The sequence below is a fragment of the Megasphaera jansseni genome, from assembly GCF_047974155.1.
Taxonomy (GTDB): domain Bacteria; phylum Bacillota; class Negativicutes; order Veillonellales; family Megasphaeraceae; genus Megasphaera.
Map to the genome: position 1 here is coordinate 47,344 of NZ_JBHYRR010000013.1, position 21,928 is coordinate 69,271.

Consider the following 21,928-nt stretch of genomic DNA (forward strand, 5'->3'; position numbering starts at 1 on the left):
CCGGCATCGTCACGACGCCAAAGATAATATATTTCATTATATGGAATACAGGCGTAATGTCAAGAGGGAAACGCCAGGCCCCATCCGGAGAGCCTAGTGGCTGACTGCTTTGCCGTCTTCCTGGGATGTCTGGTGATGGTCATACAGGCACTGCGACAGCTTGCGGATCAAAGCTTCACATTCCAGATTGCCGCGCCAGCTCTTGGGAATAGCCTGGACCCCATCCTGGGTCCCCATGATATTGCCGCAGATGGCACCGCACGTATCGCTGTCGCCATCCTGGTTGCAGGCCATGAGGACGGCGTCTTTCAGATGGCCTGTCTTGAGGACGCAGTATACAGCCAGGGACAGGGCTTCATCGGCCTTCTTGCCCAGGCCCAGCTTCTTCATGGAGCGCACCGGGTTACGGTCGGTGACGGCTTCGTCGACAGCCCGCAGGATAGTCTTCATGAGCGGCGTCCCTTCCGGATCAGCCTGTAAGATACGCAGGGCCCCTCCCAGGGCAGCACTGATATCCTTGCCATCTGCCAGGGCTGCAATCATGGCACTCAGCGTCGCTGTCGATAAATAGGCTTCCGGACTGCCGTGGGTCAGGCTGGCTGCCTGGCAGCCGACGGCAAAGGCCTGTTCCGGGTCACCGGCATAAAACAGGCCGATAGGCGCAGCCCGCATGACCGTACTGCTGCCGCCACTGTGGTTCATCGGTTCCTGTCGGGTCAATTTCTTTCCCGACGCCAGCGACGTCAGGCAGGTCTTGCCCGGAGAACGACGGGCAAAGAGCGCTTCTTCTCCCATGATATCATAATCGAAATCGACTTCATGAGGCTGGCGCTTCATCCATTTTTCCTGTTCCGGATGGATGATGCGTTCGGTCTGTGTATAATACCAGCGCATATACGCCCGGTACAGGCCATCAGAAGGTTCTAATCCATCGTGGTCGGCCCAGAGCATGCCATCCGCCGTAAACAAAGCCAGCTGTGTGTCGTCTGAAATAAGGCTCTTGTTGCCATTTTTAGCTGATTTTAAAATAGTACGCAATCCATAAGGACCGTATTTCTTATGAATCGTCTTCAAATCATCGAACTCAATGACAAACCCTAACGCATCGCCTACGGCGCCACCAAACATGCACCCCATAAACCGGTCTAGTCCATCCATATAGCATCCTCCTATCCTCGTCTGTAAGCCGAGTCTTTTTTCTCAAAAAACTTTACAATTTCGTTCAAGTAGTATATAATAAAAAGCTTATACATTCATTATACAGGTTATGATAGGAATTTGCAAATACAAAAAACGGACTTGTCGCATAGGCGACAAATCCGTTTAAGTTGTTAAGGGCTAGCCACTAGCCACTAGCCACTAGCCACTAGCCACTAGCCACTAACATTTTAACTCATTTCCCCGCTGCGAGGAGGTCTGTCCTTCCTTCTACGCGGTCTAGGGCTTTCTTTACGATGGCGGCCAGGCCTTGCATCTTGATTTCCGGGATGGAGCAGACGCCGAGGCGGACGCCCTGGGCCAGGGGACCGGCAAAGACCAGGTCTTCTTCCAGGGCCTGACAGACGGCGGCCGATTTCTGTGTCGGAATGGAAATGAAGAAGCCGCCTTTATAGGGTACATACGGCAGGCCGCAGCGGTCGGCTTCATACGTGAAGATGTCGGCACGGCGGCGCAGGCTCTTGGCAAAGGCCATGCGTTCCAATTCGAGCTGGGCCATGAGGTCGCGGTCGCTGCGGATTTTGGTCAGGAGCGTCATGGCAGCGCGGTTGATGTTCGACCAGGCCGTGCGGGCCGAATATTTACCCAAATTGGCGAATTCTTCAATGACGGCTTGGCTCGACGACAAGCCGACGAGAGCGCCGGCGCGCTGGCCGTACATGGTATAACCTTTGGACATGCTGAAAGCGAACATGGTAAAGATATGTTCCGGCAGGCCGGCGAACTGGGTCATGAACGAGCGGACGCGGTTCTTTTCTCCGGCATAGGCGATATAGGCGATATCGACGAGGATGCTGATGCGTTTGCCCGTCTTTTCATGGAGACGGCAGACTTCGAGGACATCGGCCCATTCTGCATCAGACAGGGCAAAGCCCGTCGGGTTGTTGGCCGGCGTGTTGAGGATGATGAGCAGCGAATCCTGCTGGCGCAGGATGTTAGAAACAGCCGCCGAAAAAGCAGCCGTATTGAAATGGCCCTGGTCATCCATCATCGAGAACGTATGCAGGTCGCGGCCGATTTCCTGACAAAGGCAGTCATAAATATTCCAGCGCCAGTCCGTCGTCAGTACGGCTTCGCCGACTTCCGAGTAATTGGCAATGGCGATATGGATGGCACCGGTACCGCCTGATGTAGCTACGGCATCGACATAGCCATCAGGACGACAGCCTTCAAAGGTTTCATCGATGACAGCCTTGCGATAGCCTTCCAGGCCCAGCGGCGGTGCATAAGTGATGAAATCGCTCATCGGCAAAGAACGGTATAATTGTTCAACGACAGGCAGGCAAGCCAGTTTTTCATCGTCGCCGGCATAACAGCCGACGGTCGCATTGACAACCTTATCCACCCCGTACTGCGCTGCCGCTTCCCGGGCTGCCGCTCCTGCGGCGAATACCACGTCACGTAATGTCTTACCTTCTCTGCTTGCTGCTGCCATAATCGTCATCGTAAAAACCCCTCTCTGCACAATAGTTTTCGTTGCGTGGACACTTGTTCTCTCCAAATGTCCTGACGTCCTACATTATAGCACTGCGAAAAGAGTTTTTACATAGCGAAAAGTCTAAAATACTGTATACATAGCAAGTATCTTGTATACAATATTCATTAATGGCTGTCTTGCCCGTGCCTGTCTCCGGCATCGACGTGGAACGTCGCCTGTTTGATGCCCTTCATGGCCAGGAGCTGGCTGACGATTTCCGTTTCATCCATATAATGGGCTGCCGTCAGTTCCAGGTCGATGTCGGCCAGGGGTGCATCATCGTCATTATGGGAATGGAACGTCTTGATATGCATATGATGGTCATGGATAAAGGTCGATAGTTTCCGGGCCTGGCCGATATTGTTTTTCATGACCAGGTGCATGGCGTAGCGCTTGCGGAAGCGCCCTTCCAGCCGGGCATCGAGGCGGACGAAAACAGTCAGGACCAGTAAAATCAGGGCCGTCACCACACAAGCCACGACGAGATAGCCAGCACCGACGACGAGGCCGATAGCCGATACGGCCCATAAGCCGGCAGCCGTCGTCAGCCCGCGGACGCTGCGGTCCTTTTGATTGGCCAGGATGGTACCGGCACCGATGAAGCCGACACCGGATACGACTTGAGCCGCGATCCGTTCCGGGTCGGAGTTATTATAGCCAAAGGTAAAGTAATAATCCATGGCAATATTGATAGATATAATCATGCACAGGCAGGAGCCCACACAGACCAGGGTATGCGTCCGGAGGCCTGCCGACTTGCTCTGGGCCTGCCGTTCATAGCCGATGAGTCCGCCCAGGATGAGGGCCATAATCAGGCGGATGATGCAGTCTTCCGTAGAAATCATAGGGATTCACTTCTTTCAAAATAATTTTTACATCCGTTAAGAAAACGTTATAATGGTATTATAGTATATAGATGCAGATGAGAACAAGCAAAACGTTCTCCCCGCATCGAAGAAAGAAGGTCATGATCATGAACCGCTTCATTTGCTTTGATAATCTGCGCAGTGCTGCCGTCATATTGACGCTGGCCGCTTTATTGCTTCAATCCTGGACAGCCTTCTACGACGAGAGCGCTGTCGTCGCCATTTCCATCGTCTTCTTCATCAGCGCCTACTTCGGGGCTTCGGCTCTGCGCATCCGCACGATATCTTTCTTTCTGAAAGATAAATGGAAACGCCTGGGCTGGCCGGGCATCGTCCTGTTGCTCCTGGGCATCGAAGAACAGATAGTAACGGCCAGCCTGCCGGTCACGTCGTGGGTCCTGCTCTGGCTCTTCCTGCTCTTCGCCGGCCTGTCCCTGGTCAAGCATGTCAACCATAAGGTCTTGCAGCACCGCATCGCCTCGAAGCCAACCGTTTCTTTCCTGCTGGCCTTCATCGTCTTGCTGGCAGCCGTCCTCTTCCTCTGTCAGGCTTTTCTGCCCCAGTCTCTGTCCATCCCCTATATCGCCCGTATCCGTCCGGACTGGCTGGTCCTGTCGCTCTTTGCCTTTATCTTAGGGGTCTACGCCTTCCGTCATCGCTGGTTCACGCCGTCGGGCTACCAGCCCCGGAGCAGCAGCCTCTTCGGCTTTGCCATCATGGTCGGCGTTTATGCCGCCTGGATGCCCGGCAAGGGAGTCTCTGTCCTGACAGCGCTGACACCGGCTTTACTGCTCGTCGCCACCGTCCTGGGCCTGACGGCCTGGTTCCATCAGCAGTTTGACAAGCATTCGGGCTGGTCCCACACGCTGCACCGCATTTCCTACGGCCTGTTCTTCGTCAGCGAACCGATCATCATCCATTCGATGTGGTTCTTACAGCCCCTGGCCGTCGCCGTATGGCTCAAAATCGTCATCACGGCCCTCGTCCTGGCCATCTACGGCTATCTGCTCTGCCGCTACGCCCTGCTCCACATCCCATGCTTTAAAAGCAAAGGATAATAGTTGGCGGACACTAGCCCTGGCAGGCCATCTGTGCTATGATAGATAGCAAGTTTGTTTCTTTACATTATGGATAAGGAGTGTGCCTACTTGGATACATTATTACAACTCATGGAATCGTATGGCTACATCGCTATGTTCGTGGCTATGGTATTGGAAAATGCCAATATCCCTATCCCCAGCGAAGTCGTACTCGGATTTGCGGGCTTCCTCATTTCCCAGCAGATTTTTTCATTCTGGACGACCTTTGCCGTAGCCTGTATCGCCGGCCTCGTCGGCTCGGTCATCAGTTACTGGCTCGGCTCCTATGGCGGCCGGCCGCTCCTGTTAAAGTATGGCAAATACATCTTCTTCAACGAACGCAAATTCCGCATGGCTGAAAACTTATTCAATAAGTACGGCGGCATTGCCGTCATCATCTGCCGCTGCCTGCCCGGTGTCCGCACGTTCATTTCCTTCCCGGCCGGCGTCGCCCGCTACCCCTTCTGGAAATTCGTCATCTTCACCATCATCGGCACCATCCCCTGGACGCTGCTCCTCGTATGGGCCGGTTCTCTCCTGGGCAGCCATTGGCGCGACCTCATCCAGTACAACCACATCTTCCTCATGGCCGTCATCGCCGTCTGTGTCGTCGCCGCCATCGTATTCGTCTGGCATAGACGCCGCCGGAGAAATGCAGCATGAAACAATGGTTCTTAAAAAATCGCTACGGTCTGACCGTCGCCTTAGTGGCAGCAATGATCTTGCTGCCATTTTTAGGTGCTGCACCGCTCATGGACCCGGACGAACCGGTCTATGGCGAAACGGCGCGGGAAATGCTCCTGGCCGGGGACTGGCTGTCACCGCGCATCTTCGGCCAGTTCTGGTACGATAAACCGCCGCTCTTCTACTGGCTGGAAATGCTGTCATACAGCTTTTTCGGCGTCTCCGATATCGCATCCCGCCTGCCCAGCGTCATCATGGCCATGGCGACGACACTATTCGTCTACATCCAGGGGAAAGAGCTCTTCAATAAGCCCATCGCTTTCCTGTCGGCCCTGTTCCTGGTGACCAGCGCCGGCTTCATGTATATCGGTAAAGCCGCTGTCACCGATATGACGCTCATGTTCACCCTGACGGTGGCCATGGTTTCTTTTTACCGTAAAAAGTATTATATAGCCTACATTTTCTGCGGCCTGTCGCTCTTGGCCAAAGGCCCCGTCGGCTATGCCTTCCCGGCACTCATCATGCTCATCTATCTGGCCTGGACGCGGCAGTGGCCGCTCTTGAAACACATGAAGATTCCCCAGGGCATCCTGCTGGCCTTCCTGGTCGGCCTCCCCTGGTATATCCTGATGTATCGGGTCCACGGCGAAGTCTTCCTGGATACCTTCATCGGTTATCACAACATCACCCGCTTCGCGGCACCGGAACATCCGGGACAAAACAGCCTCTTTTTCTTCATCCCCATTCTCTTGGCCGCCATGATGCCCTGGACAGCCGCCCTGTTCCCGACAATCCGGCGGCTGTTCCAAAAGCGGGACCCCTTCCGCGATACTCTCCAGTTCTGCTTCGTCTGGGCAGCCTTCATCTTCGTCTTCTTTTCCCTCTCTAAGACACAACTGGTCACGTATATCGCCCCCATGTTCCCGCCGACGGCATACCTCCTGGGCTGGTACTGGTACCGCTGTTATATCGAACGGAAATTTTCACGGCCTTTGCTGGTATCCTTCTACCTCCTGGGCCTGCTGCTGCTCGCCTGCAATGCCATCCCGCTCCATGAAAACGCAGCCTTTTTCCGGCCTGCCATCGCCTGGAGCTCCGGCCTGCTGGCAGCGGCATTGTTCCTCCCGTCCTGGTGTCTGTGGCACCGCCGCTACCGGCCGGCTTTCGTGACAGGCATCGTGATGATGGTCTGTTTCTCCTGGGCTGCATTCGGCTTCATCATCCCCCAGTTCAAAGGCCACGTCACGTCTTATGAAACGGCCCGGATCCTGCCGGACGTCTATGACGGTCATTCCCTGCTCTACATCGAAAAATTCCTGCGCCCTGGCATCGCCTATTACAGCGGCATGTACGGGACGGAATGGGATCCCGTCAAAGACCCGGACCTGGAAGAATTGCTGGCAGAAAAGGATAAGATTTTCCTGGTCATGTCGAAATCGACTTTCCATAAGCTGGCCAAATCTGAACGCTTGATCGACCGCTTCGGCATCGCCGCCGAAACGCCGACACAAGTCATCCTCATCAATCATCCTTAGGAGGTGTCCCCATGAAACAGCGCACATTCCTGGCCATCATCTTCATGGCAGCTTTCCTTTTCCTGGCCGTCGGCATATCCCAGCTGGCCGTCACGGATCCGGTCGAATCAAACTATGCCCTGACGGCACTGGAAATGGTCCGCAGCGGCGACTGGATTTCCCCGCAGATTTACGGCACGTACTGGTACGATAAACCCATCTTCCTATACTGGCTCCTGAGCCTGTCATATAGCCTCCTGGGGACGACCGACCTGGCAGCCCGCCTGCCATCCGTCCTCTTCGGAGCCGCCTCGTGTACCTTGGCCGCCTGGTTCGCCTTGCGCCAGACCGGGCGCCGCACGACAGCCATCCTCTTTGCCGCTATGACCGTGACGTCCCTGATTTTCTGGTTCATCAGCCGTTCCGTCATTACCGACCAGCCGCTGTATTTCTTTAGCGGCGCCACCCTGCTGTTTGCCTATATCGGCCTGACAGAAGGAAAGAAAGGCTACCTGACAGCCGCTTACGTCATGGCCGCCGGCGCCGTCCTGACCAAAGGCCCGGTCGGCCTGGTCCTGCCCGGTTTCTTCCTGCTGCTCTTCGCCGCTATCCAACGCCGGCCGAAATATATCAAAAGGCTGTTCCCACCAGCCGGTATCGCGCTCTTCATCCTTCTCTGCCTGAGCTGGTACGGCCCCATGTACAGCCGCCATGGCATGGACTTCATCGACGGTCTGCTTGGCTTCAACAACGTCGTTCGGGCCACTGTATCGGAACATCCCGAATACGACGTCTGGTATTATTACCTCGTCCTCGTCCCGGTCAGTCTCCTGCCCTGGACCGGCCCCTGCCTCTACGGCTTGTGGCGGCGGCGCAGCCATCAGGACGAATACGTCTTCATGGCCCTCTGGGCCGTCGGCACGGTCCTGTTCTACAGCCTCATGGCGACGAAATACCCGACGTACGCTTATATCGCCAACTGGCCCCTTTTATATCTGGGTGCCCGCACGATGCAGGACTGGCTCGACGAAGATGCCCGCTATGCCTGGCTGGCAGCCCTTATCCCGGCCTCCCTCTACAGCCTGCTATTCGCCTCTCTGACGGCCTTCACAGATAAAGCGCCTTTTCCCGTCCAGGGCCTGCTGCTATTGACGGTATTCCTGGCCATCATGGCCGTCCTGACCTGGCTGGCCTGGTGGCAGAAAGCCTATCTGGCCCTTCCCTTTTTCCTCATCGCGACGACGGTCATGACCTACCTGATCATAACCTTCCAGGTCCTGGCCCCCTTTTATCAATACCGGTCGGCCCAGGCCCTGACGGCCCTGAACGACGCGGGGCCGGTCTATTTCTTTGAAGAGTACCGCACGTCTTATCCCTATTATACGGGACAGACGGCATACTGGACGGCGCCGGCTGACTACGATGAAAATGCCCGGCTCCAGCGCGATGCCGTATGGGCCAAGAAACACGTCTACCCCACCGCTTCCGAGGACCAGGTATTATCCAGACTGACTCAGCACCAGCCTCTGACCCTCATCGTACCGGAAGGAAAATATAAGGATTATAAAGCCTCGGAATTTTTCAGCCTGACCCGGAACACAGGCCGGATCGGCCCGTACTATATCTTCAAGCCCATCCCTTAAGATAGGAGGATTTTCCATGGAAGAACTCATCGACAAACTCTGCGCCTATCATCAGCCCGGCGTATTCAATCCCTGGTCTGAATATGACGAATCCTGCGATATCAGCCCGGATGCGCCGGCCATCCGCTGTCAGCAGCTGCGCGACTACCTGGCCCCCCGCCTGGACCGGGCCCGTATCGTCCTCATCGCCGAAGCCGCCGGATACCAGGGATGCCGCTTCACGGGTATCCCCATCACCTGTGAACGCATGCTCCTGGATGAACACAAACAGATTCCCTCTGGCGTCATCCTCGGGCACCGCGGCCAGCGCACGAGCCGGCCGGACAGCCCCTTCATGACCAGCCGTCCCCAGCGTGAAAAGGGCATGAACGAGCCGACGGATACCTACGTCTGGGGCGCTATCGTCGACAATGGCCTGGACCCGCACGACGTCTTATTGTGGAATATCTTCCCTTTCCATCCTCACAAGGCCTCGCCGTTTTCCAATCGTACGCCGACGGACGACGAACTGGCAGCAGGCCTCGCCTACGCCAAAGCTCTGCTGGCGCAATGCCGGCCGGATATCCGCCTGGCTGCTATCGGCAGGAAGTCAGCAGAAACCTTGCAGGATGCTGGTTTTTCCGCCATTGCCATGCGCCATCCCGCCAACGGCGGAGCCGGCCTCTTTCGGGAACAGTTCGCACGTTTTTCTCGTTAATTCCTTTAAAAAATCGGAAAAATTCGATTTTTACATTAAAATTATCAGTGTTTTCACAAAAACATTCAGAAAAATCATTGCATCGACTTCACAAATTGTTTATAATCATAGGTACACCACAGTATATACGAGCCTTCTCTCTCATACAGTGACGGCTCGTTTTTGTATACCCAAAGGGGGATTCCGTATGAATAAAGAAATGCGCGACCTGCCGAGCCCGCAGGGCTTGTATGATCCGTCATATGAACACGATGCCTGCGGCATCGGTATCGTTGCCAATATAAAGGGGAAAAAATCGTACGGCATCATCGACGATGCCCTGACGATTTTGGAAAACCTCCGTCACCGCGGTGCCGAAGGGGCTGACGCCAACAGCGGCGACGGCGCCGGCATCCTGGTCCAGATTCCGCACCAGTTCTTCAAGCGCGAATGTGAAGTCCTGGGCTTTTCCCTTCCCGATGAAGGCGAATACGGCGTCGGCATGATTTTTGCCCACCGCTATGAAACGTTCCGTCATAAACAGATGGAAGCCTTTGAAGATATCGTCCGTTCCGAAGGCCTGTCGATTCTCGGCTGGCGTGATGTCCCTGTCGATGAAAGCCTGATCGGCAACATCGCCAAGCAGACGTGTCCCCATTTCCTGCAAGTCTTCATCCGCAAAGACCCGGCCATGAAGACCCAGATGGACTTTGAACGGAAATTATACATCATCCGCAAGCTGGCAGAAAAAGCCATCGTACCGGAAAGCCAGAAAAACGGTACGGACTTCTACATCGCCAGCCTGTCGTCGAAGACCATCGTCTATAAAGGCATGCTGACTTCCATGCAGCTGCGCCACTTCTTCCTCGACCTGTCGGACTTGGATTTCGTCACGTCCATGGCCCTCATCCACTCCCGTTTCAGTACCAATACCTTCCCCAGCTGGGCCCGGGCCCATCCGAACCGCTACATCGTCCACAACGGGGAAATCAATACCATCCAGGGCAACATCAATTGGCTCAATGCCCGTGAAGGCAAGTCGAAATCAGACTTCTTCCCGGATATGGAAAAAGTATTCCCTGTCGTCGATGATACGGGCAGCGACTCGTCTATGTTCGATAACTGCCTGGAATATCTGTACATGACCGGCCATTCCCTGCCCCATGCTATGATGATGATGATTCCGGAACCATGGGAACGGGACCCCCTCATGAGCGATGAAAAGCGCGATTTCTACCGCTATCACAACTTCATGCTCGAACCCTGGGACGGCCCGGCAGCCATCGGCTTCTGCGACGGCACTGTCATCGGCGGCATGCTCGACCGCAATGGTCTGCGTCCGGCCCGTTATTATGTCACCCGCGACGACCGGGTCATCGTCAGCTCCGAAGTCGGCGTCGTCAACATCCCGCCAGAAGACGTCCTCTACAAAGGCCGCCTGGAACCGGGCAAGATGCTCCTCGTCGATACCAAGAAACAGCGCATCATCGACGATGATGAAATCAAACACGAAATCGCCACGGAACACCCGTATAATGAATGGTATAAAGAACACATCGTCAACCTCGACGACCTCATGACGGGCCAGAACATCGCCAACAGCGATGCCATCATCCCGTATGACCTGAAGGAACAGGAAAAAGTCTTTGGCTATACCCAGGAAGACATGGACAAGGTCATCCTGCCCATGGCCCGCGATGCACAGCACGCCATCGACTCCATGGGCGTCGACGTCCCCCTGGCCGTCCTCAACGACAAGCCGCAGCTCCTCTATGATTACTTCAAGGAAAACTTTGCCCAGGTCACCAACCCGGCTATCGATGGCGTCCGCGAAAAGACCGTCATGTCGTCAGCCGTCATGGCCGGCAATGTCGCCAACATCATGGAACCGAATGAAGCATCGACGGCCGCGTTATACCTCAAAGGACCGATTCTGACCAATGAACAGATGTCGGTCATCAAGTCCCTCATGACACCGAAACTGCGGGCGGCTACGCTGTCCATGCTCTATCCGGTCAACAGCGGCGCTGAAGGCATGGAAACGGCCATCGAATCGCTCTGCATCGATGCACTGAAGGCCATCAAGAACGGCGCCAACATCCTCGTCCTGTCCGACCGCGGCGTCAACTCCCGCATGGCCGCCATCCCGGCCCTCCTGGCTTCGGCAGCCCTGCATCACTACCTCATCGACAAGGCCGTCCGCTCCGACGTAGGCCTCATCCTGGAATCCGGGGAACCGCGCGAAGTCCATCATTTCTGCACCCTGATTGGCTACGGCATTACGGCTATCAACCCGTATATCGCCCTGGAATCCATCAAGGAACTCATCGCCAACAAGAAGCTCCAGAAAATCGATTACGAAACGGCCAAACAGAACTACATCGACGCTGCCGTCAAGGGTATCCTGGCCGTCATGTCCAAGATGGGCATCTCGACAGTCCACAGTTACCATGGCGCACAGATTTTTGAAGCCGTCGGCATCAAACAGGACCTGATCGACAAATACTTCTGCAACACGCCGTCCCGCATCGAAGGCTTGGGCATCGCCGAAATCGCCAAGGAAAATGCCCTGCGCCATCAGGAAGCTTACAGCACAGGTGACAAACTGGAACGGGGCGACTTCTATCAGTACCACAAGGGCGGACAACCGCACATCATCGACCCGGAAACGGTCCAGCTCCTGCAAAAAGCCGTCCAGAACGACGACTACGCTACGTATAAGAAATACGCCGAACACGTCAACCGCCAGACGATTTTCCGCCTGCGCGACCTGCTGGACTTTGAATATCCGGCTGGCAGCAGCATCCCCATCGAAGAAGTTGAACCGGTAGACTCTATCGTCAAACGCTTCCGTACCGGTGCCATGAGTTACGGCGCCCTCAGCAAGGAAGCGCACGAATGTGTCGCCACGGCCATGAACCGACTGGGCGGCATGAGTAATACCGGCGAAGGCGGCGAAGATTCGGCCCGCTTCGATACGGAAACGAACGACCGCATCAAACAGGTCGCCTCGGCCCGCTTCGGCGTTACCAGCGATTACCTCATCCATGCCGATGAATTACAGATTAAATGCTCCCAGGGGGCTAAACCGGGCGAAGGCGGCCATCTGCCAGGCAATAAAGTCTATCCGGATATCGCCAAGACCCGTCATGCCACGACTGGCGTCGCCCTCATCTCGCCTCCGCCGCATCACGATATTTACTCCATCGAAGACTTGGCCGAACTCATCTTCGACCTCAAGAATGCCAACCGCAAGGCTACCATTGGCGTCAAGCTGACGTCCGGCGCCGGTATCGGCACCATCGCTGCCGGTGTCGTCAAGGCCAAGGCCGACGATATCGTCATCAGCGGCTATGACGGCGGGACCGGGGCTTCGCCGCGCACGAGCCTTCGTCATGCCGGCCTGCCTTGGGAAATCGGCCTGTCCGAAGTCCAGCAGACGCTGCTCCTAAACCGCCTGCGCGACCGCGTCACCCTGGAAGTCGACGGCAAACTGCTCACCGGCCGCGACGTCGCCATCGCCGCCCTGTTCGGCGCTGAAGTCTTCGGTTTCGGCACGGCACCACTCCTGGCTATCGGCTGCCATATGCTGCGTGTCTGCCACCTCAACACCTGCCCGTACGGTGTCTGCACGCAGGATGAAAAACTGCGCAAACGCTTCAAGGGCAAACCGGAATATATCATCAACTTCATGCGCTTCGTCGCACAGGACCTGCGGGAAATCATGGCCCGCCTGGGCTTCCACACCATCGACGAAATGGTCGGCCGCTACGACTGCCTGAAACAGCGGGATCACTTCGGCAACTGGAAAGCCAAGACCGTCAACCTGAAGAACCTCTTGTACCGTCCGTACACAGATGCTTCGGTAGGCCAGCATTTCACGACGCCTCAGAACCATAAGATCAATACGACCCTGGATATGTCCAAGCTGGTCCGCATGTGCCGACCGGCCCTGGAAGAACAGAAACACATCCGGGCCCGCCTGCGCATCAAGAATACGGACCGCGTCACCGGGACCATCCTGGGCAGTGAAATCACCAAGCGCTACGGCGAAAAAGGCCTGGCTGAAGACACCATCATCTTGTCCTTCGTCGGCTCGGCCGGACAGAGTTTCGGCGCCTTCATTCCCCATGGCCTGACATTGACCCTGGAAGGCGACGCCAACGACTATCTGGGTAAAGGCCTGTCCGGCGGCAAGATCATCGTATCGCCGCCGCGGGAATCGGTATTCCCTGCCGAAGATAACATCATCATCGGCAACGTCGCCTTCTATGGCGCCACCAGCGGGGAAGCCTACATCAACGGCACCGCCGGTGAACGTTTCTGTGTCCGCAACAGCGGCATTACCGCCGTCGTCGAAGGCGTCGGCAATCACGGCTGCGAATACATGACCGGCGGCAGGGTCCTCATCCTCGGCCAGACAGGACGTAACTTTGCAGCCGGCATGTCCGGCGGTATCGCCTACGTCTACGACCTGGACCCGAATAAATGCAATACGGATCTGGTCAAACTGGAACCGCTCACCGACGACGATGAAAAAGCTACCGTCAAAGGCATGTTGGAAAAACACGTCAAATACACGGATAGCAACTTAGGGCACATTCTCTTAGAAAACTGGGACGACACCGTCACCCATCTGACCAAAGTCATCCCCGAAGCCTATGAAGAAATGGTCGCCCTCATCGCCCAGGCTGAAGCCGAAGGCCACACCGACCAGGAAGCACACATGATTGCTTTTGAAAAGAAACACGGAAAGAACGGGAAGAAATAAAAAAAAGGCGCTGTCGCGATGCGACAGCGCCTTTTTAGTGGTTAGCAGCCAGTGGCTAGGGGTTAGCGGAGGGTTTTAAATTTAAAGCCATCGTTTCAAACATCCTACATCAAACCTCAAACATTAAAGAGAAAGAGGCCTCGCATGATGGCAAAAAACTTCGTGGGACATTCCCTTTTAAGTTGTTCGTGATAAAGTGCAGGAGTGCAAAAGCCTTCCATACTAGGGGAACTGACCGCCAACGGCGGTCTGAGAGGTTCTTCTGAAAAGGTTGGCATCGGCCGCCTGACCCCTTGTTCTCATTGTACAAAGTGAGTATATTTTGCTACAATGAGAATAAAGGAGGTGGGACCGATGAGTCAATTTGATAAGGCAGTCGATGATGCGTTAGTAGGAAATGATAGACTAAGATATGATAAAGCGGCGAAAGGTGTATTGTCAGAAAAGAAAATCCTGGCTTATATCTTAAAACGGACTATACCAGAATTTGCATCGGCCAGCCTCAATGATATCGCTGACCGATACATAGAAGGTAACCCATTGGTGAGCGTAGTACCGGTATATAAAGATAAAACAAATGCTGTGCGTCACTATTTAGAAAAGCAGGATAATCCGAATATCCATGGGATGCAGAACGAGGATAACAGTATTACAGAAGGCAGTGTAACTTTTGATATCTTGTTCCATGCAAAAGCTCCTGGCACAGATGACTTAATCACGTTGATTATAAATGTAGAAGCCCAGAAATCATTATTGCCTAAGAACAAGAAAGGCGAAGTTTATCCTCTGATGAAACGGGCTGTATACTACATCAGCCGACTTATTTCCTCCCAAAAGGAAACAGAATTCACAGGTAGTGATTATGGTAAGATTAAGAAAGTTTATTCTATCTGGATTTGCATGGAAAGTCCACATGGGAAAAATGCTATCAATCGGTATCAGTTAAGAGAACAGCATCTGCTGCACCGCTATAAAGAACCCATGGTAAATTATGATCTCATGGGTATTGTCTTCGTATATCTGGGAAATAACAGGACAAGAGACCGGCTGATGCACCTGTTATATTTATTGTTTGTCAAGAAGATGAAATCAGAAGACCTGCTGACAGCCTTACATGATGAATATGACATTGATTTGACGGCTAAAGGGAAGGAGGATGTAACCACTATGTGCAACTTAGGTGAAGGACTCTATGAAAGAGCCATGGAAAAAGGCATGGAAAAGGGCATGGAAAAGGGCATGGAAAAGGGCATAGAAAGAGGCATTGAACAAGAAAAACGAAACTCTGAAAGGAAAGAGCGGGAAGCAGCGCTCGAAATGATTAAAGATGGATTGTCCTTTGAGCAAATTGCCCGGTACATGAAACTTTCTATCGAAGCAGTTGCTGAAATTGCCAAGAAAAATAAATTGATATGATGTGTTTCAAAGGGCTTGTCGCATTATGACAAGCCCCTTTTTCGACGGCGGGCGCCCCACGTGGCGCCCCTACAGGGAATACCGCTTGAAAGCGGTATTCCCTTGCACCCCTTCCTCACCTCGTGTATACTTAGGATAATACGATTGCCGCAGGCAAAGGAGGTCTTATCATGACAAAAACGCAGCATGGTATCATGGCTTGTGTCATCGGTGCGACGTCGTGGGGTTTTAATGGCGTCGTCAGTCAGTTCCTGCTCTCGCATTATCCGGTGGAGCCATCCTGGCTGGCATCGATACGCATGTGCCTGGCCGGGTTGTTCCTGACGCTTATGATACTGCCGACGAAGCGGGCTGAGATACGCCAGATGCTGCACGACCCAGTCAGTTTGCGCCACTTGGTCCTGTTTTCCCTGTTCGGCCTCATCCTGAGCCAGTTCTCGTATTTATCGGCCATAAAGAACTCGAACGCCGGCACGGCGACGGTCCTGCAGACGCTGAGCGTCGTCCTCATGTCGCTCTATCTAGCCGTCCGCTTCCATAAGCGGCCGACGGGGCGGGAAATCCTGTCGGTCTTCCTGGCTTTTGGCGGCGTCTATCTGGCCGCGACCAACGGCAATCCTTCGACGATGGTCATTTCCCCATTAGGCCTGACCTGGGGCCTCGTCGGCGCCATCGCCTGTGTCACCTATCCCGTCCTGTCCCAGGGGCTGGCTGCCAACTGGGGAGCCGCCGTCGCCAACGGTCTGGGCATGATTATCGGCGGCGTTTTTCTCAGCCTGTTCCTGCAGGTCTGGACGATATGGCCCGCGCTGGATTTGATGGGCTGGCTGGCCGTAGCTTTCATTATCATCATCGGCACGGCCTTGTCCTTTACAGCCTTCGTCACCGGCATCAGCGAAATCGGGCCGATGAAGGCGACCCTCCTGGGGACACTGGAACCGGTCGTCGCTTCGGTGACATCGGCCATCGCCCTGGGCACGACTTTCCACGCCGTCGAATTGGCCGGTTATGCCTGCATCATCGCTACGGTCTTCATCATCATCCTGCAAAAGAAACCAGCTGTTTCGTAATACGTACTTTTCGTGTATAATAAGAGATGAATGACTAATGTTTTTTTCATCTTTTAAGAAAGGTGTGTTACTATGATCATTGATGATGCCGGCGGCCTCGTCTTCCGCCCGCCCAGTGAAGCCCGCAGCTTCATCCTGCGCGTCACTATCGGCTGTTCCCACAATACCTGCCGTTTCTGCGATATGTACAAAGCGTCTAAATTCCGCATCCGTCCCATGGAAGAAATCGAAGGGATCATCGAACGTGGAGCTTATGCCATGCCTTTCATCCGCCGTATTTTTCTGGCCGATGGCGATGCCCTGGTCCTGCCGACGGATAAACTCGTCGCTATTATGAAGAAATGCTATGAAAAATTCCCCCATCTGAACCGTATCGGTGCTTATGCGACGCCGGCCGACCTGATCCGCAAGACGCCGGAAGAGTTGAAACGCCTCCGCGAAGCCGGCCTGGCCATCGTATACATGGGCATCGAAAGCGGCGACGACGAAGTCTTGAAGTTCGTCGATAAAGGGACGACGGCAGCTTTGACCATCGAAGCCGGGAAAAAAGCTCTGGCAGCGGGTATGAAGCTATCGACGATGATTCTCCTCGGCCTGGGCGGCCAGGAACGGACAAAGGAACATGCCCTGCATACGGCCCAGGTCGTATCAGCCATCAATCCGACTATGCTCAGCGCCTTGTCGCTCATCATCCCCCGCGAAGTCCCGCTCTATGAAGATGTCGTCAAAGGGACGTTCACGCCCTTGACGGCCCGTGGCTTTCTCCAGGAACTGGACATGATCCTGCGCCATACGGAAATGACCAAGCCCTGCATCTTCCGCAGCAACCACGTTTCCAATCTCCTGCCTGTCGGCGGCACCCTGCCGATGGACAAGGAAAAGATGCTGGCCGCTTTGGAACGCTACATCCCGCAAGTCGACGATACGCTGCCGCTCTTAAACGATAACGGCAATTTCTGATTTTTTTGCTGGAGGTGTTGTTCATGAAAAAACTCTGCCTTTTGCTCTTCTTCTGCATCCTGTCGATTACAACGGTCTTTGCCGACGGCCCGCGTTTCGATAACATGCGCACGGTCGTCATCGCCGATACGACACAGGACAGCTACGCTGCCCGTTTTATGAAAAATCGGCTGAAACAGCCCTTCCGCATCCCCTACTGGGACCGCATCGAAACGGATACAGCCCTGGCTCCGTCAGATGTCAACATCGATACTTTGCGCGCCCTTTCAGCGCAGTATAAAGCCGATGTCGTCCTGGTCCCCGTCGTCCAGACCTGGTACTGGCGGCAGCACATGGCCGGATTCTGGCGTTACGATGACGATGAAATCATCACGGAATGTCTCTATCACCTGACGGTATACGCCTACGATAAGCGGACCGATACCCTCAAGAGCTACAGCGATAAAGGCCGTGAAGTCGAATCGGCATCTATCCTGAACGATCCCAACGAAATCCTGACGGAATCCATGGACCGCATCATGAAGAAACTGCCCTATAAACGCATCCCGACGGACATCGAAGACGTCGCAACCGGCGGGACTTCCTTGCAGACCAAAACCACCGAAGGCGGTGCCAAAATCCTGACCAACACCTTCCCGCAGGCCATTTGAGGTTAGGGGTTAGGGGCTAGGGGCTAGGGGTTAGGGGTTAGGGGCTAGGGGCTCGTGGCTCGTAAAAAAGAGGCTGTCGCACGTGCGACAGCCTCTTTTTCATGAACTTTTATCCATCATATTCTCGATTTCGTGCAGGCTGGCTTCTGCTTTTTGGCTATCGAAGGGTTCGCAGTGGACGCGGTCGCGGCCGGCGGCTTTGGCCTGATAGAGGATGTGGTCGGCTAAGGCGAACATCTTCCGCAAGTCAACGGCGCCCTGACAGAAGCCCCAGGTATAACCGCCGCTCATCGTCGGCTGGCGGGTCAAATCATGAAAAGGCAGTTTCTTCAAGTCTTGCTGAAACCGCTCTACATCGTCCTGGAACGAGGGCTGTTTCCGGAACGACAGGATCAGGAATTCATCACCGCCATAGCGGTATACCCAATCGGGGTGAAAGGCATGGCGCAAAAGCCCGCTGATACCGGACAGGATATCATCACCGAGTACATGGCCATAGGTATCATTGAAAAACTTGAACTGATCAATATCGCAAATCATGACGCAGAGGGTCTTTCCCAAATACTGTTCAAAGTCTTCCCGCAGAGCTTCGCGGTTCAGCAGCCCTGTCAGCTCATCGGTCCGGCTCCGCTGGTAAAACTCTTCATTCCTGGAACGGAGATTCATCCGTATCTGCGCAAAAGACAGGGCCAGATGGCGCCTTGAAAAGATGATGACCAGACAGACCAAATAAAAGAGGACGATATCGTATTGATCCTGCCAGGCAATCTGATGACCCGTTATCGCGATGACGGCAAAGGTCGTGACCAGATTGACGGCAATGATAGGGAACAAGACCTTGAGGTTATCGTAAACAGGCAGTAAATAGACCAGGATTAGGATGAGCAGGTATTCAAAGAAGAAGCTGCTCCCATCCTGGGTCGTGAAAAAAGTGAGACAAGCCAGGGATGAATTGATGAATAAAAAGATATAGGCCAGGCTTTCCAATATTTTTTTATCGCGGACCGCCCCGTGCAGGCACTGATAAAATCCGGCCAAAAAGATGACATTGACAGCGAAAAGGATAAGGTAGACCAGCGTCGCACTGATTGCCGGCAAAACAGCGCCGGAGGCGTTGGGTGCATACGTACCGATTCCCCCGGTCAGGGCGATGAGACAGAGGAGACAGGAAATAAAGCTACAGGCATAGAGATTGTCCCGTATTTTCCGTTTACTGAATTCCGGATCTGCTAAAATAGTCTGAATATCCTGTAAAGTACCAAATGGCCCCTGTAACATTCGATAGATATGTTTTCGTAAATATATAACAAATTTCATGAAAAAAGCCCCCATTTGTATATTTAATAGTAACAAAACAAAGGGGGACTTTCAAGTTTTACGCGGTGAACTTAATGATTTCCCGGTACGGCTTCCATGAGTGCTTCGGCATTAGCCTTTTCCTCAGCTTCATGGGCATCCATGTGGCGGGCAAAGATACCGGCCAGGATAGAACCCGTTACCTGATGGATAGCTGCTCCGACAGCGGCCGGAATAGCGACAGCCGGGGCAAAGAAGACCGATACCAGCGAGATAGCCAGAGCATCGTTCTGCATGCCGACTTCCAACGTAACCGAGTGCTGCTGTTTCTTGCCTAAGCCCAGCTTTCCCGTAACGAAATAACCGATGAGGAAACCGCCAAGATTGTGCAGGAGGACCATGAGGATGATGAAGATACCCATATCCAGAATCTTAGCTCCATTGATGGCAATGACACCGCCGACGATAACCAGGACACCGAAAGCCGAAACGAGGACCAGGACCTTCGACAGGGAGGCAATATGCTTTTCTCCCATCAGGCGGTGCGTCAACAACCCGAGTACCAAGGGAACCAGGATGACTTTCATGACCGTCATGGCCATGGCTATAAAGGAAACTTCGACCCACTGACCGGCCAGGCCCCAGACGATGAAAGGCATCATAATCGGCGCCAGCAAAGTCGAACACGTCGTAATGGAAACGGACAGGGGTACATCGGCCTTGGCCAGGAAGCCCATGACATTCGACGCCGTCCCGCTGGGACAGGAACCAAGGAGAATCATGCCGACAGCGATTTCCGGCGGCATTTCAAAAGCCAGGACCAGGGCATAGGCCAAGAGGGGCATAATCGTATAGTGAGCCGTGCAGCCGATGAGGACTTCCTTCGGCCGCTGGACAATCAGTTTAAAGTCCCGGGCATGAAGCGTCATGCCCATGCCAAACATGATGACGCCTAATAAGAGGACCGTATGGGGAACTGCCCAGAGAAAGGCATTGGGCATGAAATAAGCCCAGATGACGACGAGAAAGACGATATACGTCAAATTCTTACCAACAAAACCGCTCAACTTTCCAATGAAATCCATCATAGTCACGCACATCCTTTCCAAAATCAGACCAGACAAATACAAATACGCAAACGGTTTTGATGGAGCAAAAAAAAACTTTGCCTCTAAAAAAAGAGACAAAGTATTCACTCTGCGGTACCACTCTCATTGTCGTAATGACCACTCTTCCAGCATCTCCGGGCCAGCCCATGTAATGCCTGGCAAGGTAACGGTTGCCTGCCGGCTGCGTCTACTAACAACATGCGTTCGGGCAGCAGCTCCTGGACGACTTCATGCCGGGATTCCATCCTGCCTCTCAGCCACCAGCAGGTCTCTGTCATGGTTTCCCAAACATTACTCTTTCCATTCAACACTGTTTTGTATTTGTTGAGGCCTATTATACCGTGTCTGCTCGGCAAAGTCAACAATATTTTAAGTCAGTTGTACGTTTTACCAGCAAATTTTTATATATTTTGCCGCTATTTTTCTGCATTTTATAATTGAAATTTAAATTTGAATTATATATAATAAGAAGAGAAAGTATAGCTCTCCGTCCCAAGAAAGAAGGAATGACCATGATACCTGCTTCCCTGCAAGCTCATAAGAAACAGCTCTTCATCTTTATCATTCTCCTGGCCGCTGCCGCCGGATCCTGGTTTTACTGGCACCAGCCCAAGGCAGCACCGCTTACGCTCCACGGCAATGTCGATGTCCGTCAGGTTTCGCTTACGTTCAATGCCAGCGAACGCATCGCCGCCATGAATGTCGAAGAAGGCGACCGCGTCCACAAAGGACAGGTCCTGGCTACGCTCAATACGACGCCCCTGGAATTGACGATTGCCCGCTGCCAGGCGCAAATCGCCCAGCAGGAAGCCGTCGTCGCCAAGATGAACAACGGCTCGCGTCCTGAAGAAATCGCCGAAGCCGCCGCTTCCGTCCAGTCGGCCCAGGCAGAAGCCGACAATGCGGCCGCCGATTATCAACGCATGAGCACACTCTATGCCGGTGATGCCATCAGCAAGCAGACGCTGGACGCAGCCGAAGCCAAGGCCAAGTCGACCGCGGCTACCCTGGCCCATGCCCAATCGGCTCATGACCTGGCCAATAATGGCTATCGCCAGGAAGACATCGACGCGGCCCAGGCGCAGCTCCAGTCCCTGCGCAATGAACTGCAGACCGCCCAATACAATCTGAGCCAGGCTACCCTCGTCGCCCCGCAGGATGGCGTCATCCGATCGCGCCTCGTCGAACCGGGTGACATGGCCTCGCCGTCGACGCCGGTCTACACGCTCAGCCTGGATACGACCAAATGGATCCGTGCCTATATTTCCGAAGATAAGCTGGGGAAAATCCACGAAGGCCAGGCCGCAACGGTCACCATCGACAGCGTCGACACCCCCTTGACGGGCCAGGTCGGCTACATTTCCGATACGGCAGAATTTACGCCGAAATCGGTAGAAACGGATGACCTGCGGACGTCGCTGGTCTATGAAGTCCGGATTTACGTCACCGACCCCGGCAATGTCCTGCGCCTGGGCATGCCGGCAACGGTCACCTTCTGA

Annotated in this window: 16 protein-coding genes and 1 other annotated feature; of the genes, 11 read left to right on the forward strand and 5 right to left on the reverse strand. The window is 54.1% G+C overall.

Going from position 1 to position 21,928, the window contains the following annotated elements; translation table 11 throughout:
- Window positions 1-93: 93 nt before the first annotated feature.
- The 3 genes from ACE418_RS06560 to ACE418_RS06570 form a co-directional block, all read right to left on the reverse strand.
- Window positions 94-1,158 (reverse strand): ADP-ribosylglycohydrolase family protein, encoded by a 1,065-nt coding sequence (locus ACE418_RS06560; protein ID WP_416449861.1) that lies wholly within the window; start codon window positions 1,156-1,158, stop codon window positions 94-96.
- Window positions 1,159-1,393: 235 nt separating this feature from the next.
- On the reverse strand, window positions 1,394-2,662 hold the full coding sequence (locus ACE418_RS06565; protein WP_416449862.1) for a pyridoxal phosphate-dependent aminotransferase: 1,269 nt from the start codon (window positions 2,660-2,662) through the stop codon (window positions 1,394-1,396).
- A 158-nt stretch (window positions 2,663-2,820) separates the two neighbouring features.
- Window positions 2,821-3,540, reverse strand: a complete 720-nt coding sequence (locus tag ACE418_RS06570) for an MgtC/SapB family protein (RefSeq protein ID WP_416449863.1) — start codon at window positions 3,538-3,540, stop codon at window positions 2,821-2,823.
- A gap of 77 nt (window positions 3,541-3,617) precedes the next feature.
- Here ACE418_RS06570 and ACE418_RS06575 point away from each other — a divergent pair, with 77 nt between their 5' ends.
- The 10 genes from ACE418_RS06575 to ACE418_RS06620 all read left to right on the forward strand — a co-directional run bounded on the left by ACE418_RS06575 (window position 3,618) and on the right by ACE418_RS06620 (window position 18,024).
- A complete protein-coding gene (locus ACE418_RS06575; protein WP_416449864.1) occupies window positions 3,618-4,619 on the forward strand; it encodes a hypothetical protein in 1,002 nt (333 codons plus the stop codon).
- 90 nt (window positions 4,620-4,709) lie between these two features.
- The gene (locus tag ACE418_RS06580) at window positions 4,710-5,303 is read left to right on the forward strand and encodes a DedA family protein (RefSeq protein WP_416449865.1); all 594 of its coding nucleotides are present in this window, start codon (window positions 4,710-4,712) and stop codon (window positions 5,301-5,303) included.
- Entirely contained in the window at window positions 5,300-6,859 is a 1,560-nt protein-coding gene (locus ACE418_RS06585; RefSeq protein ID WP_416449866.1) for an ArnT family glycosyltransferase, read from the forward strand. The genes ACE418_RS06580 and ACE418_RS06585 overlap by 4 nt, the downstream gene beginning before the upstream one ends.
- Before the next feature lie 11 nt (window positions 6,860-6,870).
- Window positions 6,871-8,481 carry an ArnT family glycosyltransferase gene (locus tag ACE418_RS06590; protein WP_416449867.1) on the forward strand — a complete coding sequence of 537 codons (1,611 nt, stop codon included), beginning with the start codon at window positions 6,871-6,873 and terminating at the stop codon, window positions 8,479-8,481.
- A gap of 16 nt (window positions 8,482-8,497) precedes the next feature.
- The gene (locus tag ACE418_RS06595) at window positions 8,498-9,178 is read left to right on the forward strand and encodes a uracil-DNA glycosylase (protein WP_416449868.1); all 681 of its coding nucleotides are present in this window, start codon (window positions 8,498-8,500) and stop codon (window positions 9,176-9,178) included.
- A gap of 187 nt (window positions 9,179-9,365) precedes the next feature.
- Window positions 9,366-13,928, forward strand: a complete 4,563-nt coding sequence (gltB, locus tag ACE418_RS06600; protein WP_416449869.1) for a glutamate synthase large subunit — start codon at window positions 9,366-9,368, stop codon at window positions 13,926-13,928.
- A gap of 354 nt (window positions 13,929-14,282) precedes the next feature.
- Window positions 14,283-15,344 carry a hypothetical protein gene (locus tag ACE418_RS06605; protein ID WP_416449870.1) on the forward strand — a complete coding sequence of 354 codons (1,062 nt, stop codon included), beginning with the start codon at window positions 14,283-14,285 and terminating at the stop codon, window positions 15,342-15,344.
- A gap of 170 nt (window positions 15,345-15,514) precedes the next feature.
- The gene (locus tag ACE418_RS06610; protein WP_416449871.1) at window positions 15,515-16,414 is read left to right on the forward strand and encodes a DMT family transporter; all 900 of its coding nucleotides are present in this window, start codon (window positions 15,515-15,517) and stop codon (window positions 16,412-16,414) included.
- A 72-nt stretch (window positions 16,415-16,486) separates the two neighbouring features.
- Window positions 16,487-17,374, forward strand: a complete 888-nt coding sequence (locus tag ACE418_RS06615) for a radical SAM protein (protein ID WP_416449872.1) — start codon at window positions 16,487-16,489, stop codon at window positions 17,372-17,374.
- A gap of 23 nt (window positions 17,375-17,397) precedes the next feature.
- Window positions 17,398-18,024 (forward strand): hypothetical protein, encoded by a 627-nt coding sequence (locus ACE418_RS06620; RefSeq protein ID WP_416449873.1) that lies wholly within the window; start codon window positions 17,398-17,400, stop codon window positions 18,022-18,024.
- Between the two features lie 99 nt (window positions 18,025-18,123).
- Here the strand turns inward: ACE418_RS06620 and ACE418_RS06625 are convergent, their stop codons facing one another.
- The gene (locus ACE418_RS06625) at window positions 18,124-19,341 is read right to left on the reverse strand and encodes a GGDEF domain-containing protein (RefSeq protein ID WP_416449874.1); all 1,218 of its coding nucleotides are present in this window, start codon (window positions 19,339-19,341) and stop codon (window positions 18,124-18,126) included.
- 71 nt (window positions 19,342-19,412) lie between these two features.
- Window positions 19,413-20,408, reverse strand: coding sequence for a bile acid:sodium symporter family protein (locus tag ACE418_RS06630; RefSeq protein WP_416449875.1), 996 nt, complete (start codon window positions 20,406-20,408; stop codon window positions 19,413-19,415).
- Window positions 20,409-20,496: 88 nt separating this feature from the next.
- Window positions 20,497-20,746, reverse strand: a binding site (T-box leader).
- A gap of 189 nt (window positions 20,747-20,935) precedes the next feature.
- Here ACE418_RS06630 and ACE418_RS06635 point away from each other — a divergent pair.
- On the forward strand, window positions 20,936-21,928 hold the full coding sequence (locus tag ACE418_RS06635; protein ID WP_416449876.1) for an HlyD family efflux transporter periplasmic adaptor subunit: 993 nt from the start codon (window positions 20,936-20,938) through the stop codon (window positions 21,926-21,928).